The 21,513-nt window shown below is 58.2% G+C and carries 17 protein-coding genes; 11 read left to right on the top strand and 6 right to left on the bottom strand.

Annotation, left to right across the window (positions count from 1 at the left end; translation table 11 throughout):
* Positions 1-47: 47 nt before the first annotated feature.
* Positions 48-1,220: a methionine adenosyltransferase gene (metK, locus tag RBB77_RS22630; protein WP_434557087.1), complete on the bottom strand. Its 1,173-nt coding sequence runs from the start codon at positions 1,218-1,220 to the stop codon at positions 48-50.
* A gap of 189 nt (positions 1,221-1,409) precedes the next feature.
* A complete protein-coding gene (locus RBB77_RS22625; protein ID WP_353063961.1) occupies positions 1,410-2,576 on the bottom strand; it encodes an acyltransferase family protein in 1,167 nt (388 codons plus the stop codon).
* A 311-nt stretch (positions 2,577-2,887) separates the two neighbouring features.
* Here RBB77_RS22625 and RBB77_RS22620 point away from each other — a divergent pair, with 311 nt between their 5' ends.
* On the top strand, positions 2,888-4,024 hold the full coding sequence (locus RBB77_RS22620) for an acyltransferase family protein (RefSeq protein ID WP_353063960.1): 1,137 nt from the start codon (positions 2,888-2,890) through the stop codon (positions 4,022-4,024).
* 49 nt (positions 4,025-4,073) lie between these two features.
* Here RBB77_RS22620 and RBB77_RS22615 read toward each other — a convergent pair whose 3' ends face one another.
* Positions 4,074-4,583, bottom strand: a complete 510-nt coding sequence (locus RBB77_RS22615; RefSeq protein ID WP_353063959.1) for a helix-turn-helix domain-containing protein — start codon at positions 4,581-4,583, stop codon at positions 4,074-4,076.
* A 252-nt stretch (positions 4,584-4,835) separates the two neighbouring features.
* On the opposite strand from RBB77_RS22615, the gene RBB77_RS22610 reads away from it, so the two are divergent.
* The 3 genes from RBB77_RS22610 to RBB77_RS22600 all read left to right on the top strand — a co-directional run bounded on the left by RBB77_RS22610 (position 4,836) and on the right by RBB77_RS22600 (position 9,157).
* The gene (locus RBB77_RS22610; RefSeq protein WP_353063958.1) at positions 4,836-6,362 is read left to right on the top strand and encodes a hypothetical protein; all 1,527 of its coding nucleotides are present in this window, start codon (positions 4,836-4,838) and stop codon (positions 6,360-6,362) included.
* 101 nt (positions 6,363-6,463) lie between these two features.
* On the top strand, positions 6,464-7,555 hold the full coding sequence (locus tag RBB77_RS22605) for an ABC transporter permease (protein WP_353063957.1): 1,092 nt from the start codon (positions 6,464-6,466) through the stop codon (positions 7,553-7,555).
* Between the two features lie 54 nt (positions 7,556-7,609).
* Positions 7,610-9,157: a hypothetical protein gene (locus RBB77_RS22600; RefSeq protein WP_353063956.1), complete on the top strand. Its 1,548-nt coding sequence runs from the start codon at positions 7,610-7,612 to the stop codon at positions 9,155-9,157.
* Positions 9,158-9,169: 12 nt separating this feature from the next.
* On the opposite strand, the gene RBB77_RS22595 is transcribed toward RBB77_RS22600, so the two are convergent.
* A complete protein-coding gene (locus RBB77_RS22595) occupies positions 9,170-10,189 on the bottom strand; it encodes a hypothetical protein (RefSeq protein WP_353063955.1) in 1,020 nt (339 codons plus the stop codon).
* 176 nt (positions 10,190-10,365) lie between these two features.
* On the opposite strand from RBB77_RS22595, the gene RBB77_RS22590 reads away from it, so the two are divergent.
* Together RBB77_RS22590 and RBB77_RS22585 are read left to right on the top strand one after the other, a co-directional pair.
* Complete coding sequence (locus tag RBB77_RS22590) at positions 10,366-12,048, top strand: hypothetical protein (RefSeq protein ID WP_353063954.1); 1,683 nt, start codon at positions 10,366-10,368, stop codon at positions 12,046-12,048.
* Between the two features lie 102 nt (positions 12,049-12,150).
* Positions 12,151-13,353 (top strand): acyltransferase family protein, encoded by a 1,203-nt coding sequence (locus RBB77_RS22585; protein ID WP_353063953.1) that lies wholly within the window; start codon positions 12,151-12,153, stop codon positions 13,351-13,353.
* On the opposite strand, the gene RBB77_RS22580 is transcribed toward RBB77_RS22585, so the two are convergent.
* Positions 13,328-14,170 (bottom strand): energy transducer TonB, encoded by an 843-nt coding sequence (locus RBB77_RS22580; protein ID WP_353063952.1) that lies wholly within the window; start codon positions 14,168-14,170, stop codon positions 13,328-13,330. The two genes, RBB77_RS22585 and RBB77_RS22580, sit on opposite strands and share 26 nt — an antisense overlap.
* A 328-nt stretch (positions 14,171-14,498) precedes the next feature.
* On the opposite strand from RBB77_RS22580, the gene RBB77_RS22575 reads away from it, so the two are divergent.
* From RBB77_RS22575 to RBB77_RS22555, 5 genes are all read left to right on the top strand, one after another.
* Entirely contained in the window at positions 14,499-16,406 is a 1,908-nt protein-coding gene (locus RBB77_RS22575; protein ID WP_353063951.1) for a hypothetical protein, read from the top strand.
* A gap of 553 nt (positions 16,407-16,959) precedes the next feature.
* Entirely contained in the window at positions 16,960-17,463 is a 504-nt protein-coding gene (rplM, locus tag RBB77_RS22570) for a 50S ribosomal protein L13 (RefSeq protein WP_353063950.1), read from the top strand.
* 76 nt (positions 17,464-17,539) lie between these two features.
* Complete coding sequence (rpsI, locus tag RBB77_RS22565; RefSeq protein ID WP_353063949.1) at positions 17,540-17,935, top strand: 30S ribosomal protein S9; 396 nt, start codon at positions 17,540-17,542, stop codon at positions 17,933-17,935.
* Positions 17,936-18,214: 279 nt separating this feature from the next.
* Positions 18,215-19,153: a 30S ribosomal protein S2 gene (rpsB, locus tag RBB77_RS22560; RefSeq protein WP_353063948.1), complete on the top strand. Its 939-nt coding sequence runs from the start codon at positions 18,215-18,217 to the stop codon at positions 19,151-19,153.
* 145 nt (positions 19,154-19,298) lie between these two features.
* Positions 19,299-19,961: a translation elongation factor Ts gene (locus tag RBB77_RS22555; protein ID WP_353063947.1), complete on the top strand. Its 663-nt coding sequence runs from the start codon at positions 19,299-19,301 to the stop codon at positions 19,959-19,961.
* 67 nt (positions 19,962-20,028) lie between these two features.
* Here RBB77_RS22555 and RBB77_RS22550 read toward each other — a convergent pair whose 3' ends face one another.
* On the bottom strand, positions 20,029-21,273 hold the full coding sequence (locus tag RBB77_RS22550) for a hypothetical protein (RefSeq protein WP_353063946.1): 1,245 nt from the start codon (positions 21,271-21,273) through the stop codon (positions 20,029-20,031).
* Positions 21,274-21,513 lie beyond the last annotated feature (240 nt).

The raw sequence follows: 21,513 nt of genomic DNA, 5'->3' as shown, positions 1-21,513 counted from the left end.
GGCAGGCCCGAAGGCCCGCCACTTTCAAATCCATCCAAAAGAAAAATCTAGTTGGAAGCCAACTGCTTGACCCCGGCCTGCTGCGCCAGTGCAGCAGCCTTGTCGGTCTTCTCCCACGTAAAGCTCTCGCCCTTGCGGCCAAAGTGACCATAAGCAGCGGTCGCCTTGAAGATCGGCTTGCGCAGATCGAGACCCTCGATGATGCCCTTCGGCGTCAGCGAGAAGTTCTTCCGAACCAGCTCTTCAAGCTTCGTCTCATCGACCTTGCCCGTGCCAAAAGTATCCACCAGCACGCTCACCGGCTCTGCCACACCGATCGCGTAGGCCAACTGCACCTCGCAACGATCCGCCAGCCCAGCCGCGACGATGTTCTTCGCCACATACCGCGCCATGTACGCTGCCGAACGGTCCACCTTCGTCGCGTCCTTACCACTGAACGCTCCGCCGCCGTGCCGGCCCATACCGCCATACGTATCGACGATGATCTTCCGACCCGTCAAACCCGTATCGCCCATCGGTCCGCCGACCACAAACCGGCCCGTCGGATTGATGTGGTACTTCGTATCCTGGTCCAGCAACTCCGCAGGAATCACAGCCTGAATCACGTTCTTCAAAATGTCCGAGCGCAGTTCTTCGTTTCCAACGTTCTCCGCGTGCTGTGTCGAAATCACCACCGCATCCACCCGCTTCGGCTTGTGGTTGGAGTCGTACTCCACCGTCACCTGGCTCTTGCCATCCGGCCGCAGGTACGCCATCAGGCCATTCTTGCGAACCTCGCTCAGCCGGAAAGCCAGCTTGTGGGCCAGCGAAATCGGCGTCGGCATCAGCTCCGGAGTCTCATTGGTCGCGTAGCCGAACATCATGCCCTGGTCGCCGGCTCCGCCAGTATCAACACCCATGGCGATATCGCCAGACTGCTTATTGATCGTCGAAATCACCGCGCAGGTATTCGAATCGAACCCATACAGCGCGTTGTCATACCCAATCGCGGCAACGGTCCCGCGCACCAGGCTCTGAAAATCGACATAAGCCTTCGTCGTGATTTCGCCCGCGATCACCACCAGACCCGTGCAGGTCAGCGTCTCGCACGCCACGCGGCTATAGGGATCCTGCGCCAGGCAGGCGTCCAAAATCGCATCGGAGATCTGATCCGCAATCTTATCCGGATGCCCCTCGGTCACTGACTCACTGGTAAACAGAAAACGGTCGCGCTTTGACAAAATAATTTCCTCCAACAAAGATTCAGAACGGAATCGAACCCGGCTCTTGAGATGACTCCCCTATTTTACGCAGGATGTGATCCCCATGCCAAAGTTCGACAGCCATCCGCGAGCCCCGGCTCCTGAAATGTCGAATCCGGCAGTAAACGGGTCAGCAGGCAGATTTACAGCCGTCTCAAGCCATAACCCTCATGAAATCAGCCAGGTCTCGGGACGGACACCACTTTCTCGGGCCTCAGCCCTCGGTTGGTTCGAGTCTTCAAGACCGTCCCGTCCCGGCGTAGCAGGTTTCGCCAATCTGTGGCCAAGCCGCATCATCGGCTTCTCCAGCAGGTAGTAGCTCGCCAAGCTGAATCCCAGCATCGCAACATACCTCAGCCCTGTCGTCTGCACCAGTTGCAGTGGTCGCCAGCGAGCCGCCGGGAGTGTCACGTAATGCGTAAGAAACAGCATCTGCCAGAGGTAAAGACTGTAAGAGATCCTCCCGATAAATCGCAAGGGTGGCAGCTCCAACATCCGTCCGGTTAATGAGGTCGGATGCACCAGCGTGCTCACAATCATCGGCGGATAAATGCAGATCCACGCAAAGTGATTAAACCGCCCCTGGTGAAACGTCACCGCGCTCCAGAGTGCCGCAGCGATTATCCACGCTACCCATGGCCGCAGCCACCGTTGAAGCCACGCAAGCACCTCCGAACGACGAAGCAGCAGCGCGACAAGTGCCGCCAGCAAAATCCCCTCGACCGCAAGATCGGTTCGAAACTCAAGCAGCCAACCGAACTGCAGTCGCGGATGCCGAAGTACAACAATTCGCCACACCTCGAGCAACACCACCGCCGCCGCCATCGTCCGGATACGGTATCGGCGAAACAGCAGCAGAAAACCCGGAAGCAGCAGATAAAAATGCTCTTCCACCGACAGCGACCAGTAGTGTGCCGTGTACCAAGACCCCGGTCCAAAGTGCAGCGGCAGTACGTTCCGTATCAGCAGTACCGAATAAAGTATGCCGCGCGGCTCTGCCCCGATCGCATGAAACAGCATCAGCAAGCCTATAACTGCCAGGTAAGCCCACGCCGCAGGCTGGATGCGACAAACCCGCCGAATGTAAAAACCCTTTACGTCGATCCGGCCCCTGATCTGCTCTTCTTCGAGCAACCGCGTACAGATTAGGATCCCACTCAAGGCAAAAAACAGATCTACCCCGCGTGCGCCGTAGTAATGGAACCACTGCGTTGACACCCACCCAACACGATGCACGATGTCGTGGTTAGATATCACCGCCAGGATCGCCAGCGCCCGCCATCCATCCAGGGTAGGAAGGTAGCCTCGCACATGTCGAACAGGTGCTTCGGTCAAACTTGGCCTTCTTCCTCGAGTTTTTTTATCCGCTGTTATTTGATAAAGGGATCGTGAGATTCACCAGTGCGGCGAAACCATGGATCTCCCCACTCAAACACGACCAAATTGTATATGCAGGAGTGATCCTTTGGAGTCCCCCTTCAAGACGCGATCAAGACTCAGACACCTGAGTCGCTAAGGGATCACCTGCCGTGCAGCGTAAACTTCCACACCGCAATGATTGATTACCTCAATCGAGGTATTACTGACTATGTGAGTTCGTTATCATTTATCAGCTATCAAAACGTAACGGCGTGGCGGAGGCCTCGATGGAGATGTTGCTCGATCGACCTGAACGTTCAGTTTCTGGACCAGATCAGGCGAATGCTGTACTTGTGCGGCACATGCCCGGCGTGGACCTCCTCCGTGGAACCGCAATCCTTACCGTGATCTTTTTTCACGGCTTCTTCTACAGCGTGCCTCTCTTTCCATGGCACAACCGGTTTGCCGAGTCCCTATTCAATCTCACCGCTTTCGGCTGGACCGGCGTAAATCTATTTTTCACTCTCTCCGGGTTCCTGATTACAGGAAATTTGATCGACTCGGACGCAAAGCCAAACTTCTATTCACGCTTCTACATTCGCCGCGCTTTGCGTATCCTTCCTGCGTATTTTTTGATTCTGATCATCCTGGGAGTAACCCGGACTACGTCGCTGAGCTACCTCGCAGTGTGCGCTCTTTTTCTAGCCAACTGGCCAAGGCTGTTGTTACATGGCTCCTTTGCGATCTACCCAGTTTTGTGGTCGTTGGCGGTGGAAGAGCAGTTCTACGCGGTGTGGCCGTGGTTGTACCGCCAACTTCACAAGAAAGGTTTGCTCATTTTCTGTCTGGCGATAATTCTGTTTTGTCCTGTCCTGCGAGGAATTACGATTAGCGTGTCCAAGGCCGACATCTTCAGCAAAACATTCATGATTGGTGATAATCTCGCGGTGGGATCCGCAATCGCCATCCTCTGCAGGTCCCAGAGGGTATCCCTTAGAGCACTTCGCAACATCGGCGCAGCTGCCGTCTGCATTCCTGGCTTGATCCTGCTGGTCCTGTCGAATATGGGCAGCACAATCAAAGGGGACGCAGTGGGAGCTAGCCTCGGATACTCTATGCTGGAGTTCTTGACCGGCGGACTGTTGATCTTGATGCTCTATGCCTATCGAAAGAAGCCGATTCAAAAAGGGTTGGGATTTCTTCTTTTCTTTAGCGAAATAAGCTACGGACTCTACCTTATTCATATGCTTTGCGAAATGTTCTACGATCGCATCTTCGGTGATGGCTACCTGACCCATGCGGGTGCTCTTCTACTCCGGTTCTGCGTAGCAAATGGTGTCGCCATTTTGCTCGCAACCTTATCGAAGCGATACTTTGAGAATCCCATCATGCTCTTGAAGCAGCGAATTCCCCAAGCGCGCTAGAGCGCGAGGTAAGTTATCGCTTGCTCGGGTACATCGACGACCATTGATTTTATGGGATCAAACGCCCGTGAAGGGCGAACTTCCACACAGCCCAGCCCAGAACTCCCAGCATTGTCACCATGGTTCCAACGCCCATCCAGCGCAGGTTCTGCTTCGGCTGGACGCCGCTTCTGTTCCTTCGGACATTTTCTGCGAACTCGGTCCAGTCAGTATTTCCGTTCTCAGTGCCGCTCTCTCGCAGACTCGCCTCGAACCGTTCGATCCAGGGCGTCTCTTCCAATCCCACCGCAGTCAGATAGCTACGAACAATACCCTTTCGGAACACCCCTCCCGGCAACGAGTCATACTCGCCGGCTTCAAGCGCCTCCAGGTGACGCACCGAGATCTTAGTCTCCTCGGAGATACTCTCCATCGAGACCTTGCGCCTCATGCGCTCCCGTCGTAGCTCGTCGCCGAATCGCTCCATTCGCTCCGTCCAACTGTTATCGGCACGAAGCTGTTTCCAGCTCGCACCAACGTAATTCATCGAAGAATAGACCGGAGGATTTGTCAAAGTCAAAGCCACTTTTGGGTGATAAGCGTCCCACCTACCATATTGGAACCACGCCGGTTAGAACCGTTACTCTCTGGTTATCTCCCGCATTCCACCTAAGGGGTATTTCTTTGACGATCCGCGCTTCCGCTCGCTATCATCGCAATAGAAGCGTCGATCGAGCGAATCCGTGACTTTTGGCGGTCCAACCTAAAGCTCCGCCCCAGTGCCCGCAGGCTTTCGGAAGCCGTTCCAGTCCCTGGTTGAGAAAGAATACGAGTGCGTCTCCCCTTTCCCGAAAAAATTTCGATCGTCCCCGCCTTCTTCTTCGCGTTGACACTCTGCCTCATCCAGATATCCCAAGGCACCCATGCCACCTTCGCGCTAGCGTGTTTCTTCTACATCCTCGTCGCCACACACGGATTTAATGTTGCTGGGGGGTTCACCCGGACCTCAGGTGCCTTCATCTTCTTCAACTCAGTGCTCGGCGTCATCGTCGGGCTCTGTATGAAGGCCTATCTTGGAGAGCCCGCAGACAGCAACCTTTTGTCCCCTGACCTCACCATCAGAGTCGTGCTCGTGGGCATGTGCATGATGGTCGTAGCAATCTATCTCACTCGAAGGATTACTCCCAAGCGCGCCCTCTTGGGAAGGATGGTTACAGACGCCAAGATGCAGACAGCCACCGTCGGCTGTCTCATCGCTGGAGTTCTGCTTAATATCGCCTTCGTCGTTTTTCCCTCTGGAAGCGGCTCTGTCCTAAGCGCCCTCAACCAGCTCAATCGCTTTTTTCCCATGGCGGTCGTCCTCGGAACTCTCAACACCATCCGTCGCAGCGGCGGCAGGCGGAGCATTAACCTCCCCGCTCTCCTCGCTGGCTTCCTGATGTTTTGGGTTGGCCTCTTTGGATTTTCTAAAGAGGGAATGTTTGCTCCCTTTGCCGCCTGGATCCTGACCGCGGCCTCCCAACGATATAAGCTCAATCGAGCGCAAATCATAGGTGCGATCCTCGCCACCATCTTCATATTTCGATATCTCGTTCCCTACGCTCAATATGGAAGAAACTTTCGAGAAGAAAACGGCGGGACCAGCTTCGCGACCGTATTCAGTCTCATTACAAATTTGGGATACGTTCGCGAGCAATACCTGCAGAGTTCTGAGGATTCGTACGAGGAACGGATCCTCGGTTACTTCAACACCCCTCAGGGTTTCTTCGATCGTCTCCAGATGCTCTCGATCGACGACGCACTCATCAATCAGACGGGACTATCCGGCAACTTTGGCGCCTACCCCATTGTCTTGGCTTTCGAGAACGTTGTTCCCCACTTCATCTGGAAGGACAAGCCCTCGATCCTGATCGGAAATATCTGGGCACACGAAGTGGGCTTGTTGGGCGAGTCGGACGAAAGCACTGGAATCTCCTTCTCTTCGACCGCAACGGGCTTCCACATGCTCGGTTGGACAGGAATCCTCCTTCTCGCCCCTGCTATTTGGACTCTGCTCTTTACGATCTTTGATTCTCTCTGCGGCGATACCCGTCAGACTCCCTGGGGGCTACTGGTAATGGTTCTCTATGCTCACGCGGCTCCTGAAGGCGATCTTCCAAGTCTCATCTACATCTGCTTCTACACCGCGTTTGGCATCATCTTTGCCGCTGTCGTAGGTGCTTATGTGATGCCGGTACTTGGAACCCTTTTCATAGGTCCCGAGGGCATCGAGCTTCGCCGAACAGGGTCTATCCGAAGCATCGCTGGCCGCATCCTCCTTCCCCCTCCGTCGAAGCCGGATCAACCTCACACCCCTTGATCACTCCAGATGACCGCTCCACCCAGCGGCACCGCCCAACGGTATAGTCAAGCACCAGCATCCCTCCCTTGCCGAGCGGATTCCCATACACTGGTACAAGAATGAACAAATTAGTTGCCGGCAATCTGGTCCACCGTCCCCTCCGCTCGCTCATCAGCTGCCTCGCCATCGCCATCGAGGTCATCATGATCCTCTCCATCACCGCGATCCTCATGGGCAAGCTCAACGGATTCAAGACCCGCCAGAACGGCATCGGCATGGACATGTTCGTCCGCCCCAACACCGCCAGCAACCTCATCGGCATGAGCCCCGCCGGGGCCTCTATCAAAGTCGCTGACGTCCTCGCGAAGATCCCCCACGTCGTCGTCTCGGCCCCCGTCAACGTCCAGATCAACAGCTCCCTCGACACCATCTACGGCATCGACTTCAAGAGCTTCGACGCGCTCCTGCCCTTCACCTTCCTCTCCGGCACCCCCTTCCAGGGCCCCGACGACGTCATCCTCGACGACTACTCCGCCGCCGGCAAAAAGGTTGGCGACCACATCAGCATCCTCAACCATCCGTTCCGAATCTCGGGCATCGTCGCCCACGGCAAAGGCGGCCGCAAGTTCGTCCCCATCGACACCATGGGCTCGCTCACCGGCACTGAGGGTAAAGCCACCATGTTTTACCTCCGCACCGAAGACCAGCCGAAGTATCAGGACGAAGTCCGCAAGGCGATCCTCGCCACTCCCGGCATGAGTACCTACAACGTCGCCACCGCCGAGGAGTATCTCTCCTCTATCTCCCCCGACCGACTCCCCGGCTTCAACATCGGCCTTCAGGTCGTCATCGGCATCGCCGTCATCATCGGCTTCCTCGTCATCTTCCAGTCCATGTACACCGCCGTCATGGAGCGCACCCGCGAGATCGGCATCCTTAAATCCATGGGAGCCTCGCGCTCCTACATCGTCGGCATCGTCCTTCGCGAGACCGGCGTCCTCGCGACCATCGGCATCGTCCTCGGCATCGCAGCCAGCTTCGCCCTCAGCGCCGCGCTCGAAGCCCGTTTCCCCACACTCGACTTCGTCATCAACGTCCCTTACGTCTGGAAGGCGACCCTCATCGCCTTCATCGGAGCTCTCCTCGGCGCGCTCTACCCAGCTCTCAAAGCCGCCAGCAAAGACCCCATCGACGCCCTCTCTTACGAGTAGGCAAAAACATCGACAACTCATTTCGACAGCAATTCAAACGAACCCGGGCGAGGTGTGGCACAAGTGAATGCATGGATCAATCGAGCATATCGTTGGGCTGCCCTGGCTTTGTTGATTTGGCTTCTTGTCTGGATCGGCATCTCCTGGGCAGGCGTTCAGGATGACGCATTCATTCACCTTCGCTACGCCGAAAATCTTCTCCACACTCACCTCGTCACCTACGACGGAGTCCATCCCAACTACGGCGCATCGAGCCTTCTCTACATCTACCTCCTGTCGTTCCTCCGCCCTCTTTCGGCATCTCCGAATCTCCCGCGCCTGGTCTCAAGTTGCATTCACGTTCTTCTCTTAGTTGGCGTGGCCGTACTCTTCTTCCGCGCAACTCCACGTGAGTCGTCGCTCGCCCGTCTCCTCGGGCTTATTGTGATGACCCTCCTCGTTACGCCTTCCTCTGTTCGCTGGCTGGACGACGGCATGGAGACCGGCATCGCTCTCTGCTTCGTCGCTCTAATCTGCTGGCTCACCTTTCGCGAATCCGAAGACAACTCTGTCACCCCCGTCCGATACGCTGCCTGCACGGTTCTAGGCTTCCTTGCGGTCTTCCTCCGTGTCGAACTCATCCTCCTGTGCGGCATCGGGTCGCTCCTCATTGCGTGGAAACATATCTTCGCTCCGGACTCGAATTTCAACCTCCGCCTGCGATCGATCCTGAGCGCGAGTCATCTGCTCCTCGGCGGCCTTCTGGCCATGCTTTTTATCGTCATCAAAATGCATCACCTGCTTCCCGACACAGCGAAGGCAAAGGCTGACGGCATCGCCGACTGGCAGGTGGCTTTTAGCGTTACTGCAAAGGTCCTCGCAGGCGGGCTCTCCTTTGGAGCCGGGATCTTCATCTTCTGGCTCCTGACCCTCTACCTGCTGTTGCGCGCGTCACGGCTCTCACCGCGTGCCTTGGTCGCCAACTCCATCTTTCCTATCCTGTTTTCGATCGCGGCGATTCGGGGACAGCAGATTCAGGGAGCTCGATACTTCGTCTGGTCATTCTTTTTCTCGGCCCTGTGGAACAGTCTTGAGCTGACGCTTCGCCCGATCGAGAGTGAATCAAAAAGTCCCGTACTCTTGCCGGCCTACTGCTTCCTGGCCCTCGCTCTATTTGCCCTGCCGATCGAATCGAAGGTGATGTATCCGTTCTTAAGAGATCGCGCCACTCTCGTCCGCAGCTTTCAGAGCAATCACCTCGAGACCCTGGAAGGCAAACGTGGAATTGCCTTCGATATAGGCCAAATCGGTTATTTTTCTCGCGCGGATATCTGCGACCTCGCCGGTCTGGTCAACGGCAGAAGCAACGCTGGCCTTACAGAAGACCAGCATTTTACCCGCTGCGTCGCGACGAACCCCGACTTCCTGTTTCTCCACGCCGAGGCGGTTTACGCCATCAGCCATTACTTGCCAATCAAAGACTGGCAGCTCTGCGGGCTCTATCCCTTCCGAAGGGTGGATAAGACGGACCAGCACTACCTCCTGGCACGACGCTCCGAAGCGCTCGAAATCTGCAAAGATCCTCCACCGACGCCGCCCGAACTACAGCCGCTTTTGCAATAAGACGAGTTCTTCTCAGGATCTCTCCGTCAAAGTGTGAACCTCACCCTTGGTCGTGGACAGAAACCGCTGCATCGCAATCTCGATGGTCAGAGGCGCCAGCGCCAGTGCGAACGGCAAAAAGATCCGCACCTCCTTCACCCTCCCCACCACCATCCACATTCCAAGAAAGATCAACGCCCCCACCAATACCGCCACTCCACCTGCCTCCATCTGAAACCTTCTCCGCCCCACCATCCACACAGTCCACGCGAACGGTCCCATAAACAGCACAAAAGGGATCCAGCCTGTCGGCGAGAGCAAATTCAAAATCAGCTGGAACATCGGCGTACTTCCATAGCTGGCATGCGGAAATGCCCAATGCATCAGCCAAAACTGAATCCCCACCACAAGCAACACCGCAAGCGCGCTCGTCCCCGCCTGCAAGCCTCGCGACAGTGCAAATCGCTGCCCGAGAGGCGTCAGGCAAACCAGCAAAATCCCCAAATGCAGCGCAAACGCAACATCCGCGCGAACAAACCCCTGCACGACAGCCAGCACCAACAGACCAATCACCGCAGTCCCCACTCCCCCCGGCGCAGTCTCCGAGAGCAGCAACAGCGCCACCGCCAAAATCCCCGCCGTAGGCAGCGTCTCCGGCCGTTGATACCAAAGCAGCCATGCCAGATAAAACTGCACTAGCACCAAAAATCCAGCCGCCCCAAACCACCGCCCCTCGAGCGTAGTCCCGCGATATACCGCCGACCGCCGCAGCACAAAAAACAGCGCAAACACAGCAACAAAAGCCGCAATCACATCCAGCAACGCCAACGTATGCCGAAGCGCCAAATGCGTATGCTGAGCCAAAAAGTAAGCCGTATCGAGCACGCCTATCCGATACTGGTTCGGCGCATTCGCCGTCCCCCCCACCACATCCATCCAGATACCTGGTTCCGAATGGAACGCCTGACTATAGCTCCAGTAGTCCAGAAAACCCGCCGACAAAACGATAAGACTCAGCAGTACGCTGACGACCTTCTTTGGGCCCTGCATCATCCGTTCTCGTCTCGCTTCCCCACTGCGGTTTCAGAGGAGCATAGCACTCGATCCATCGTCCACAACCCCGCGGGACCTCCGCCACCAACCCTGCGCAACACTTTGCATCCTTTCGTACTAATTCTGTAATACCCTAAACTCTCACGACAAATTTGCGTTTAAACCAAACGTACACAATGAAGCGGCCAGGCTCCATCTCGTCTCCAATTCTTCGCACCGTCGAGGCGGCGCTCCTTCTCGTCTCCGCCATCTTCCTCATCCTGCACGCCTTCCACCTCAGCGCCGACTTCCCCAACCACTCCCCCTGGATGGATTGGGCCAAGTACACCGACGAAGGCTGGTACGGCGACGGAGCCATCCGCCACTTCCAGCGCGGCCACTGGTACGTCCCCGGCGACTTCAACCCTGCCGCCGCCCTCCCCGTCTGGCCTCTCCTCGAAGCCGCCCTCTTCCGCTTCACCGGCGTCAGTCTCACCGCCGCCCGCGGCCTCACCGTCGCCATTTTCGGCCTCATCCTCGCAGCCTCATACCTCCTGCTTCGCCGCTGGCAAAATCCAGCAGCGACCCCAGAGCAGACCCCCGACCAGAAACCCGCCAAAACTCTGGCCCCCGCCATCGCCGTCCTCCTTCTTGCGGTAAGTCCCTTCTGCTACGTCTTCACCCGCATGGCGATCCTCGAGCCCCTCCTCATCCTCCTCACGCTCCTCGCCCTACTCGCCGCCTCTTACGCGACGCCGGTGCAGGGAATCGAGCCGATCTCAGTGCGAGCCCGCCTTCGTCAAGCCATCCCCATCCTCGCCTTGGGCCTGCTTCTTCCCCTCATGGTTCTCACCAAAACCACGGCCATCTTCCTCTTCCCCGCCATCGGCTGGATCCTCTGGGCCCGCGCCGAATACCGGATCCGCCCATTCCTCCGTCTCGCTCTTACCGCCGCCGCCCTCGCTGCCGTAACCTGGATCGCCTACTACGCCCTCATCATCCGCCCCCACTTTCTCGATGACTATCGCTACCTCTTCAGCGCCAACGGCTACACCGGCATCACCCCCGCCACCGCCCTCTCGGTCCTCGGCGACACCATCACCGATGGCCTCTGGATCGGCAACATACTCTACCCTCTTGCTCTCCTCGCCGCCTTTTCAGCTCTCATCCTCCACCCCCGGCTCCTTCGCAACCCACTCATACCCGCGCTGCTCCTCTGGGCCGCTGGCTACACCTTCTTCCTCGCCTATCACAACAACCTCCAGCCTCGTTACTACCTCGTGCTCGCAGTCCCCCTCACGCTGCTGATCCCAATCGTCTTCTCGACTCTATGGACAAGCGCGCAACCGAGCTTGTCCCCCCTCCGTCGTCTCGCGACCGCCAGCATCGTCGCCGTCCTGGCCGTTCTCACCGTCACCGACGCTCGCCAGACCCTCCACTACGTCCGCACCCCCGACTACACCTTCACCTCCGCCGCAGCCCAGATTCGCGAGATCGTCTCCGCCGACCACACCCACAACCCGCTCATCCTCTCCATCAGCGGCTCCAACCTCTCCCTCATGACCGGCCTGCCGTCCATCTGCGACGACTTCGGCACCATGGACCTCGCCGTCCGCGTCCGCGCTTACCACCCCGGCTGGTACGTCGCCTGGAACCAGGTCGATGACGACAAGATGGACGCTCTCACCCCCATCTACCACCTTCAACGCGTCGCCGCCTTCCCGGCCATGGACGACCCTGAGCGCAACCTCCTCATCCTCTACCGCCTCGACCCCGCCATCCCCGGCACCACTCCACGCCACCACCGCAAACCCCCTATCCCCCGCCTCCTCCAAACCAACTTCGGTCAGCAGCCCAGCCCCATCCAGCTCGAGCATTAAGCCAGGCGGCGTTACTTCAAGTTCCTAATTCGGAAAAAAATGGAGTCATTTGTGCCCCTTTGGTAACTTGCCCCCGTAAGTTCCAGTAGACTTGACCTTACAGTGACCGGGACTGAACTAAGAAATCCAGACCGTCAAGCTGATCGGCGATTCCACGAGCTTGATTCTCTTCGAGGCATCGCGGCGCTCACGGTCGTTCTTCACCACTTCTCCCGCATCCTGCCAGACAAGGTATTCCACCTTCTCATCCGCACCCCGCTGCGCCTTCTCGTCGCCGGCCATCAGGCCGTTATCCTCTTCTTTCTGCTTAGCGGATTCGTCCTCACCCTCCCTTACAAAAAGAAAAACCGCCTCGACTATGGTCCCTTTCTCCTGAAAAGGGTGTGTCGCATCTATCTGCCTTATCTCGGGGCGTTGGCACTAGCGGTACTCTGCGACCTTAGCTTCCCAAGTCATCTCCTATCCACCGACTATTGGCTCAACCTCACCTGGTCCGAACCAGTCACCGCCCGCCTCGTGCTTCAGCACATCACCTTTCTTGGCAACTACGATTGGGCCCAGCTCAACACTGCCTTCTGGTCGCTCGTCTACGAGATGAGGATCTCTCTCTTCTTTCCGTTCCTGGCCATCGCAGTCCTAGGTTTCCGTACTGTCTGGCTGGCTCTCTTTGCAGTCGCTCTTTCGCTCTGCGCCTTTCCCCTTGCCACACTCTCTTCGTCTACGCTCCACCTCGCCAGCCCCGGCGCCGCGCTCGACACGACCCTGACGCTCCACTACGCAGCCTTCTTCCTCATCGGGTCCATCATGGCGAAGCATCTCGCCGCGATCAATCGCTGGTACTCCCGTCTTACCCCAACCAGTGTCACCTGCATTGTCCTCGCCTCACTCTGTGTCTACTGCTTCGCGGACGCGAGCTCCATCGTGCAGCGATTCTCCATCCCTCAGGACTTATTCGACTGGCCCATCGCAGCAGCAGCCGTGATCTTCATCGTGCTCGCCATCGATAACGTGCTCTTCCGTACTTTTCTCAGCTTCCGCGCCACCCGTTATCTCGGCGAACGATCCTTCAGCCTCTATCTGGTTCACGGAACGATCCTCTTCGCCCTGATCCACAGGTTCCTTGGGCAAATTCGGCTGGGCGTGCTCCTTCTCCTCTACCTTGCGGCGAGCCTTCTGGTCGCGGAGATCTTCTATCGCCTCATCGAGCGCCCAGCCATGCTCCTCGGGCGCCACCTCACGGCTCCCGCCAAGACCCCATCTCAGCCCACCATCTTGGTTCCTACGGCCTCTGGTTCGCAAAGCTGAACTGCTGCTCCACAACCATGCTTGTCGCCACCGGACTCCCGCCCTTCATTCCCGGCGCAAATCGCCACTTCTCCACTGCCTCCACCGCGCTGGCATCAAGTCCATACCCCAGCGGTCGCACAATCGCCACCCTCCGCGGCACTCCACTCGCATCCACCACCACCCGCAGCTCAACCGATCCCTTCACCTTGTCTCGTAGCGCCGGATCGCCAAACTTCGCCTCCACCCGGTGATCCACCTTAGGCGCAATCACATCCTTCGACAGATCCCCCGGCCCATCCATCGGATACACAGTTTGCCCGTCCAACGCATCCTGCGGCCACGCCAGCGCCGGGTTGAAGTAATGCCGCCAGTAGTCCGGCATCGCCCGCTGCATCTCCGGATCGATCCCAACCGAAAAAACCTCTGCAAACACAGCCTCCAGCCTTGTCGCATCTCCCGGGTCAGCGACCACCACCTGAATCTTCTCGTCTTTCAACACATGCCGCTCAAACTCATGGTTGTCCGGGTTATATCGAGCCGCAGCGCGAACCCCATCCAGCTCAATCTCGCCCGTCCCTCTCCGCGCCACCTTCAAAACATTCACCGCTGACAACGTCCAATCACCCACCTGAGGCTCTCCACGAACCTTTCCTGCAGCGTCATACGTCAACTCGTTGTTCAAATAAAATCCACGAAGAAACAGCGCCCTTCCCACCAACAAAGAAGCAGCCGCCATCTCCGCATCCGCGACCGGCCCCGACGTAGACTGCCCAAACCCAGCAACCCACCCGACCATCCAAACCAAAACAATCGCCGCTTTTTTTCTATGCGTCATGCAAATCCTCGAAAACCTCTTCCCCTAGGATGCCTGCAACAGATGCGTGCAACAGAAGCCTGCAACAGATGCCTGCAACAGATGCCTGCAACAGCTGCCTGCAACTCGACGGAAGCCTCCGCGTAACGGTTCAGCCGGTGTGTCATCTGAGCAGGAAATTCGTCCCTTCCTACTGCGTGAACAAGATAACCAGAATAAGCAACCATCACCGTCTCAAAAAACCACAAGACCAGACAGAACTTACTTATAGAATCTGAAAGCCTGACTTCCGGAGGCACTTCCGCTCTCATCAGCGGAGCCCTTCCCGCCAACAAACCGAGGATGTCGCATGACCCCAGCTTCGCTGCTGCATTTCATTGAGGCCCTACTCTGGTGCGCCCTCCTATTCCTCTCCATCGCCGGCTACGGAGCCATTCTCCTTCGTCTCTTCAGCATCCGTCGCCCCTCCATTACACTCGCAGCCACCAGCGGCTTCGGCGTCGTCATCTTCCTCGGAGGCTGTCTCAACCTCCTGCACCTGATCACCGCTCCCATCCTGATAGCCATCACCATCCTCGGCCTTCTCGCCGCGATCCTCCTGCGCGTCACCTTCAACCACACCGAAACCCCCGCCTCACCCCCGCTCCTCCAAAAAACCTCCTGGGCCTCAAGCTTCGTCCCAGTCCTCCTGATCCTCACCGCCCTGGTCTTCATCGTGCGCATCGCCGCAACCGTACACACCCAGTCCTACCAAGCCTCCGACGACTACAACTTCTACCTCGCCGCCCCCGCGAAGATGCTCCAGCTCCACCACTACGCAGCCGACCCCTTCAGCGAGCGCCGCATCATGTCCAGCATCGGCGGCAACTACTTCCTCCAAACCCTCGTCCTCGCTGTCCTCCCCCTGACAGACGTCCAGATGGCCGATCGCGCCCTCGGCCTCCTCCTTCTCGCCTTCCTCGCCTTCGCTCTCGCCTCGGAGTTCAACCTCACCCCACCTCAGCGCGCCATATTCGTACTTCTCGTCTTCACAACACCTCAACTCGTCTTCAACCTGACCTTCGTCCTTCTGCCAAGCGCCCTCTTCTTCGCGCTCGTCTACCTCGCGGCCCACCGCAAACTCCTCGCCGACAACCCAACCCTTGAAGCCCTTCTCCTCGGCGCAGTCACTGGCGTCATCGCCACCACCAAATCCACCTACCTTCCCCACGGAGTCATCTTCGTCGTCTGCTTCGCTCTCTTTCAGGCGCGCCGCCGCGGCCTCTCCTCAGGCGTAAAGACCCTCCTCCTCGCCGCCCTCTCCTGTCTCATCGTCATGGCCCCCTGGATGATCGCCAACCACGCCACCTCCGGCACCTGGTTCTACCCCTCGCTTGGCAAGGGCTACCAATACAGCACCTACGGCCTCTATCCCGCACCCTCCGGAGCCGGCCTCTCCATCATCCTGCACAAGGTCGTCCCCTTCTGCGCCCCCCTCGGCCTCCTACTCGTGCTCGAATGGTTCCTCGGCGACCACGATGAGCAGGGCGAAGCCATTCTCTCCCTCTCCGCCGCCGCTCTCTGCGCCACGCTACTAGTCGGAATAGGCACAGGCGGAGACTCCGTCCGCCGCTACAACTACCCCTGCATCATCCCCGCGATGCTGCTTCTCTACATCGTCTTCAGCCGTCGCCGCAACACCTTCCCCGGCTCTCGTCGCTGGCCCATCCTCCAAACCTTCACCATCATCTTTATCGCCTACACCGCCATCACCACCTGGCGCAACAAGTTCACCAACGAGTACGACCAGATCCCCATTGGCCTCAAGGCCGGCCTCCGCGACACCCCCATCGTCCCCCCCACCGTCGCAGCCGAATACGCCGCCGTCCAGCGCGCCATTCCCACCAACGCAGGCGCTCTAGCCACTGTCACCAACAGCTTCCTCTTCGACTACCGTGTCAACGACATCAAGATCGCCGACTACCCCGGCGCCGCCAGCCTCCCCCCTGGCTGGCCCTCCCGTGGAGATGGCAACGCCCTCGCCGAGTACCTCCTCGCCCACAACCTCCGTTACCTCGTCTGCTCCTACGCCGAATTCGTAGGCCTCGACCGCGAGGCCGTCAAAGTTCTCCATGACCCCAGCCGCACCCAGTGGATCCACAGCGAACAGGCCATCATCTTCCGTTCCCACCAGCAATACGCCGAACTAGCCCAAACCCGCCGCCATCTCTACGACGACGGCCAAATCTACGTCCTCGACCTCGCAGAGCAACGCTAAAACGCCCTGCGCGGGCGGCGGTCACTTCGTGACTTGTATACCTGCTTCGCCCGGGGCCTCCCGATGGTCGGCAGATGTCCCCTCGCGACCAACGGAAGCGCCACCCAAAGGGGTATACCCGTCACAAAGTGACCGCCCCGCGCGTAGCGGGCCAGGCCGGCAGGCCACTTAAAACAAACCAAACAATCCTTGACGCCACCCCGAGCCACCAGTAAGATTAAATCTCGCGCAGTCTCGCGTCTGTACGTCTGTGTCCCCACCGTTCCCAGGCGAGTCAGGTCAGTGAGGCATCCGTGGTGGATCCACTGGGGAGCAGCTTTCAGCATAGCCGCCCCTGAAGCACCCATCCCATAGGTTTGTGCGTAGTCCAGTTCAAGCGGCTTGTTCCGCGTGTTTGGAGAGCAATTCTCCCTTCCCGCACGTCGCCTTGCCCTGGAACAAACGTTCTTTCGGGCTTCTCAGTAGTTCCTATTAGCGAACCATCAACGGCACCACTTTCTTCATGCACCACGCCGAACACTGAAGACGGCAGAAACAAGGAGTAACCCAAACAATGCCTACCACCATTCCGAGTGGCAAAGACATTAAGCGCAAATGGTACGTGCTCGATGCGAGCGGTAAGACCCTCGGTCGCCTCGCCACACAGGCCGCCTCCGTCCTCGCCGGCAAGACTAACCCGCTCTACACCCCCTACATCGATATGGGCGATCACGTCGTGATCATCAACGCCGAAAAGATCGTGCTCACCGGCCTCAAGTCTGACCAGAAGCTCTATCGCCGCTACACCGGCTTCCCCGGTGGTCTTCGCGAAGAGTCCTTCATCAAGCTTCTCGCCCGTCGCCCCGAAGCCATCGTTGAGCAGGCCGTCAAGGGCATGCTTCCCAAGTCCAAGCTCGGCCGCCAGATGGCCACCAAGCTCAAGGTCTACAAGGGAGCCCAGCATCCCCACCTCGCCCAGCAGCCCGTTGCCATGGACTTTCATGCCTCCAACGCGCCCAAGGTTCTCACCTCCAAGGTCATGGTGCCGGCGCATCCGGCGCACTCCCTCGAAGGCTAAGCGTCCCCTCCCGATCTTCGGGAGCTAACGAGTTTTGGGGCATCAGCCCCGGGTTTTCAAAAGTTCAAGGAGCACCATGGCAGATCTGATTCAGTACTACGGAACCGGCCGTCGCAAGTCCTCGATCGCACGCGTCTTCCTGCGTCCAGGCAGCGGCAAATTCACCGTCAACAAAAAAGAGTGTGATGTCTACTTCGTCACCGCTCAACAGCGCGCAGCCGCCAAGCGCTCGCTCGGCATCGCCGACATCGGCGAGACCTTCGACGTCATCACCACCGTAAAGGGTGGCGGCGTCATGGGCCAGGCCGACGCAGTCAAGCTCGGCATTGCACGCGCCCTCATGGAATTCAACCCCGAGCTCCGCAAGGCGCTCAAGGCAGAAGGCCTCGTTACCCGCGACTCGCGCGGTAAAGAGCGCAAGAAGTACGGTCAGAAGGGCGCTCGCGCTCGCTTCCAGTTCAGCAAGCGCTAATCGCCTGTTCAAGGCAGTTGTCGTTGCTTTTTTGGTTGTCATCCCCGAAGGGGATCTGTTTCTGTACTTGCCGTTGTTTTTGCTTTTGAAGGTGGAAGCCGAGGCGTCAGCCCGGCTTCCACCGCAACACCAAGGGCCCTGTATCAAAGCGGCGAAAAGGAATCACCGCTTGAGCAACACCCTCTCAAAGCATCGTGAGGCAAGGAGTCAAATCTCCCGTACGCGGGATCAATCCAGGCACCGGAGCACCGGTCCGGCTGTCTTAACCAAGGAGCTACATTGGCAAACATCACTATGAAAGAACTGCTCGAAGCTGGCGTTCACTTCGGGCATCAGACCAAGCGCTGGAATCCCAAGATGAAGGAATATATCTTCGGCGAGCGCAACGGCATTTACATCATCGACCTCCAGAAGACCCTCAAGATGTTCAAAGAGGCTTCCAAGTTCGTCACCGATCTCACCGCCACCGGCAAGCTCATCCTCTTCGTCGGCACCAAGCGCCAGGCACAGGACGCGATCGCCGAAGAAGCCACCCGCGCCGGCATGCCCTACATCAACAGCCGCTGGCTCGGTGGTCTTCTCACCAACTGGGTCACCGTGCAGAAGTCGGTCAAGCGCCTCACCGAGCTCGATGACATGTCGACCGACGGCCGCTACGAGCTCCTCACCAAGAAGGAAGTCATCAAGCTCGAGCGCGAGCGCAAGCACCTCACCACCAATCTCGCCGGTATCAAGACCATGAAGCGCCTTCCCGACGCCATCTTCGTCGTTGACTCCAACAACGAAGCCATCGCCGTCGCCGAAGCCCGCAAACTTGGCATCCCGGTCGTCGCCGTCGTCGACACCAACTGCGACCCCACCGTCGTCGACTACGTCATCCCCGGCAACGACGACGCCCTCCGCGCCATCCGCCTCTTCACCACGAAGATCGCCGATTCCGCCTACGAAGGCGTCCAGATGGTCTCCGAGAAGGCATTCGCCACCGAGTCCGCTGACGTTCAGCCCCTCGCAGTCTCCCCCGAGTACATCGGCGAAGATGGCGAGATCGAGCCCGGCGAGATCCATGCTGCTGCCGAGCCCGTTGTCGAAGCTGCTCCCGAAGAAGACGAAACCGTCGATCTCGCCGCAGTCCTCGGCGGAAACATCCGCAAGGCGCCCTCAGCCGCCAGCGAGCCCGAAGCAGAGAACGAGTCCATCTCCGCCCAGGCCGCCGTCTAACGCATCTCTTCGTGCCGAGAGGTCGCCACAAGGAAAGGGCAGGGCATTAGCCGTGCCGTAACCGCCTCTTGTTATTTTGGTGGGGGCGCGGGCATCCAGCCCGCGCCCCCTTTCGCAGAAACCGCAACTCCCAAGGAAACTCACCATGACTGAAACCGCCGTAAAGATCGACGCAAAACTCGTCAAAGAACTCCGTGAAAAGTCCGGCGCCCCCATGGGCGACTGTCTCAAGGCCCTCCAGGAAGCCAAAGGCGACATGGAAGATGCTTTCGTCGTCCTCCGCAAGCGCGGAATGGCCTCGGCCGCCAAGAAGGCAAGCCGCACCACCAACGAAGGTGCAGTCGGCACCTACATCCACGCTGGCGGAAAGATCGGCGTCCTCATCGAGCTCAACTGCGAGTCCGACTTCGTAGCCCGAACCGACGACTTCCAGGAGCTCCTCCGCGACGTCGCCATGCACATCGCTGCCGTTGACCCGCGCTTCGTCAGCCGCGAGGATGTCACCGAAGCCGACCTCGAGCGCGAGAAAGACGTCTACCGCGCCCAGGCCGCTGCTTCCGGCAAGCCCGCCAACATCATCGAGAAGATGCTCGAAGGCAAGCTCGCCAAGTTCTATGAAGAGTTCTGCCTCCTCGACCAACCCTTCATCAAGGAAGCCTCGCAGACCATCGGCCAGCTCATCGCCTCCAAGGTCGCAAAGCTCGGCGAGAACATCAGCGTCCGTCGCTTCGCCCGCTTCAAGGTAGGCGCACCCGACTGGACCGTAGCCCAGGCCAAAGCAGCCACCACCGAAGAAGCCGCGTCCTAATCTGTAACCATCACCGATACACAAAAGCCCGGGCCACCAGCCCGGGCTTTTGCATTTCCTCAGATCTTCAAGGTAGCTTCGCGCGCTCTCGCAACCAGACCGCATTATCGGGCTCGCCAATCAACGCCCAGTTCAGCGCCAGCGCCTCGGTCAGCAGAGCTTTCTTCTGCGCATAGGCCTTCGATAGCCGATAACAGTACTGCGCATTGCTCGGGTCGAGATCGATCGCGTGTCGAAGATCCTCAATCGCCGAATCTGGATCCTTCAAACCCAACTCAAAGTACGCGCGATCGTAGTAGTTCCTCGCCTCATACGGTTCCAGACGAATGATCGTTCCCATGTCCCGCAGTGTTGCCTCCGGATCTTTTGGAAACGGTCGAAACTCAATGCGGAAACGGTAGTAATCGGCCCGCTTGGGATTCAACTCGATCAAGCGTTCAACATCCTGCCGTGGGTTCAGTGCTATCCATTGTTTCTCCATCCTCGCAATCTCAACTCGTCTCTCCAGAGCTGGAATCAGACCCGGCTGAACAGCCAGAGCAGCACTCAAAAACTTCAACTCCAGCTCCAACTTTCCCAATGTCAACGCATAGCCAGCACGCAGCGTCAGCTCCTCAGAACCCATGCCGGCAGTCGAAAGATCATCGTCCTTTCGCGGAGAGTCTTCCGGCTTCGGATCGCCAATCTCCGCCAGCTTGCGGTATCGTGCTACGACGGGCTCGCTCTGGCCAGCCAACAGAGCTAACCGCGCCATCTCCTTCACCTGTCTTACAGATTCCGGAGCAAGCCTGTGAACCTCTTCGGCATCCGCGAATGCCCCGCCGTAATCCTGCAGTTTTTCCTTCCAATCCCCACGCCGGATGTATAAATCTATGCCCCACGGAAGCAACTCAATCGCACGGCTAACATCTTCCAACGCCATCTGCTGCTCCAGATTCTTCTCATGCAGGTCGGCCCGATCCGACCATCTCCTCCAATAGTCCTGTTGCAGATCGATCAGTTTGTTCAGATCGTCCATCTCCTCCACACGACGCTCCTCCTGCCGCTCGCAGTAAAGCCGCAGCTCCCGCGCCCCTGCCCAGTCGGGCTTCAGCGCCAACACTGCGTCAATATGGAGGCCCGCATCCAGGCAATCACGATGTCTCTGCTCGTATCCCGCTCGCATCATCATGGAGTCCAGCGTCGCCGGTGTCTTTAGCACCGGATCAGGGGCCATCTCTTCATACTGATATCCGGTCTGCGGCCAGATCGGAACAGGAAAAGATGCAATCAGCACCGCAATCAACGATCGAGCCGCCACCATTCGTGCCATTCTGCGCTACCTCATCACACCGATTTGTCGCGCATTCTCTTGAGCAGCATTTTTCATCTCAACTTTAGCCATGTCAATCTCATCCATCTGGAAGCTATTGACGACCTATCCGGCATCGATTACTCTCCATCTGTGACCTTCCCAGCCGTATCCCGTTATTGTTGTCCGTCCAGCCTCTAGGCTGACGACACCTCAGGGAACAGCAGAACCCTCCAGATCAATCGTCAGTCGAGCACCCAA

This window comes from Tunturibacter psychrotolerans (assembly GCF_040359615.1).
Lineage (GTDB): Bacteria > Acidobacteriota > Terriglobia > Terriglobales > Acidobacteriaceae > Edaphobacter > Edaphobacter psychrotolerans.
The sequence above is the reverse complement of the archived record's forward strand: the minus strand, read 5'-3'. Positions and strand labels throughout refer to the sequence as shown.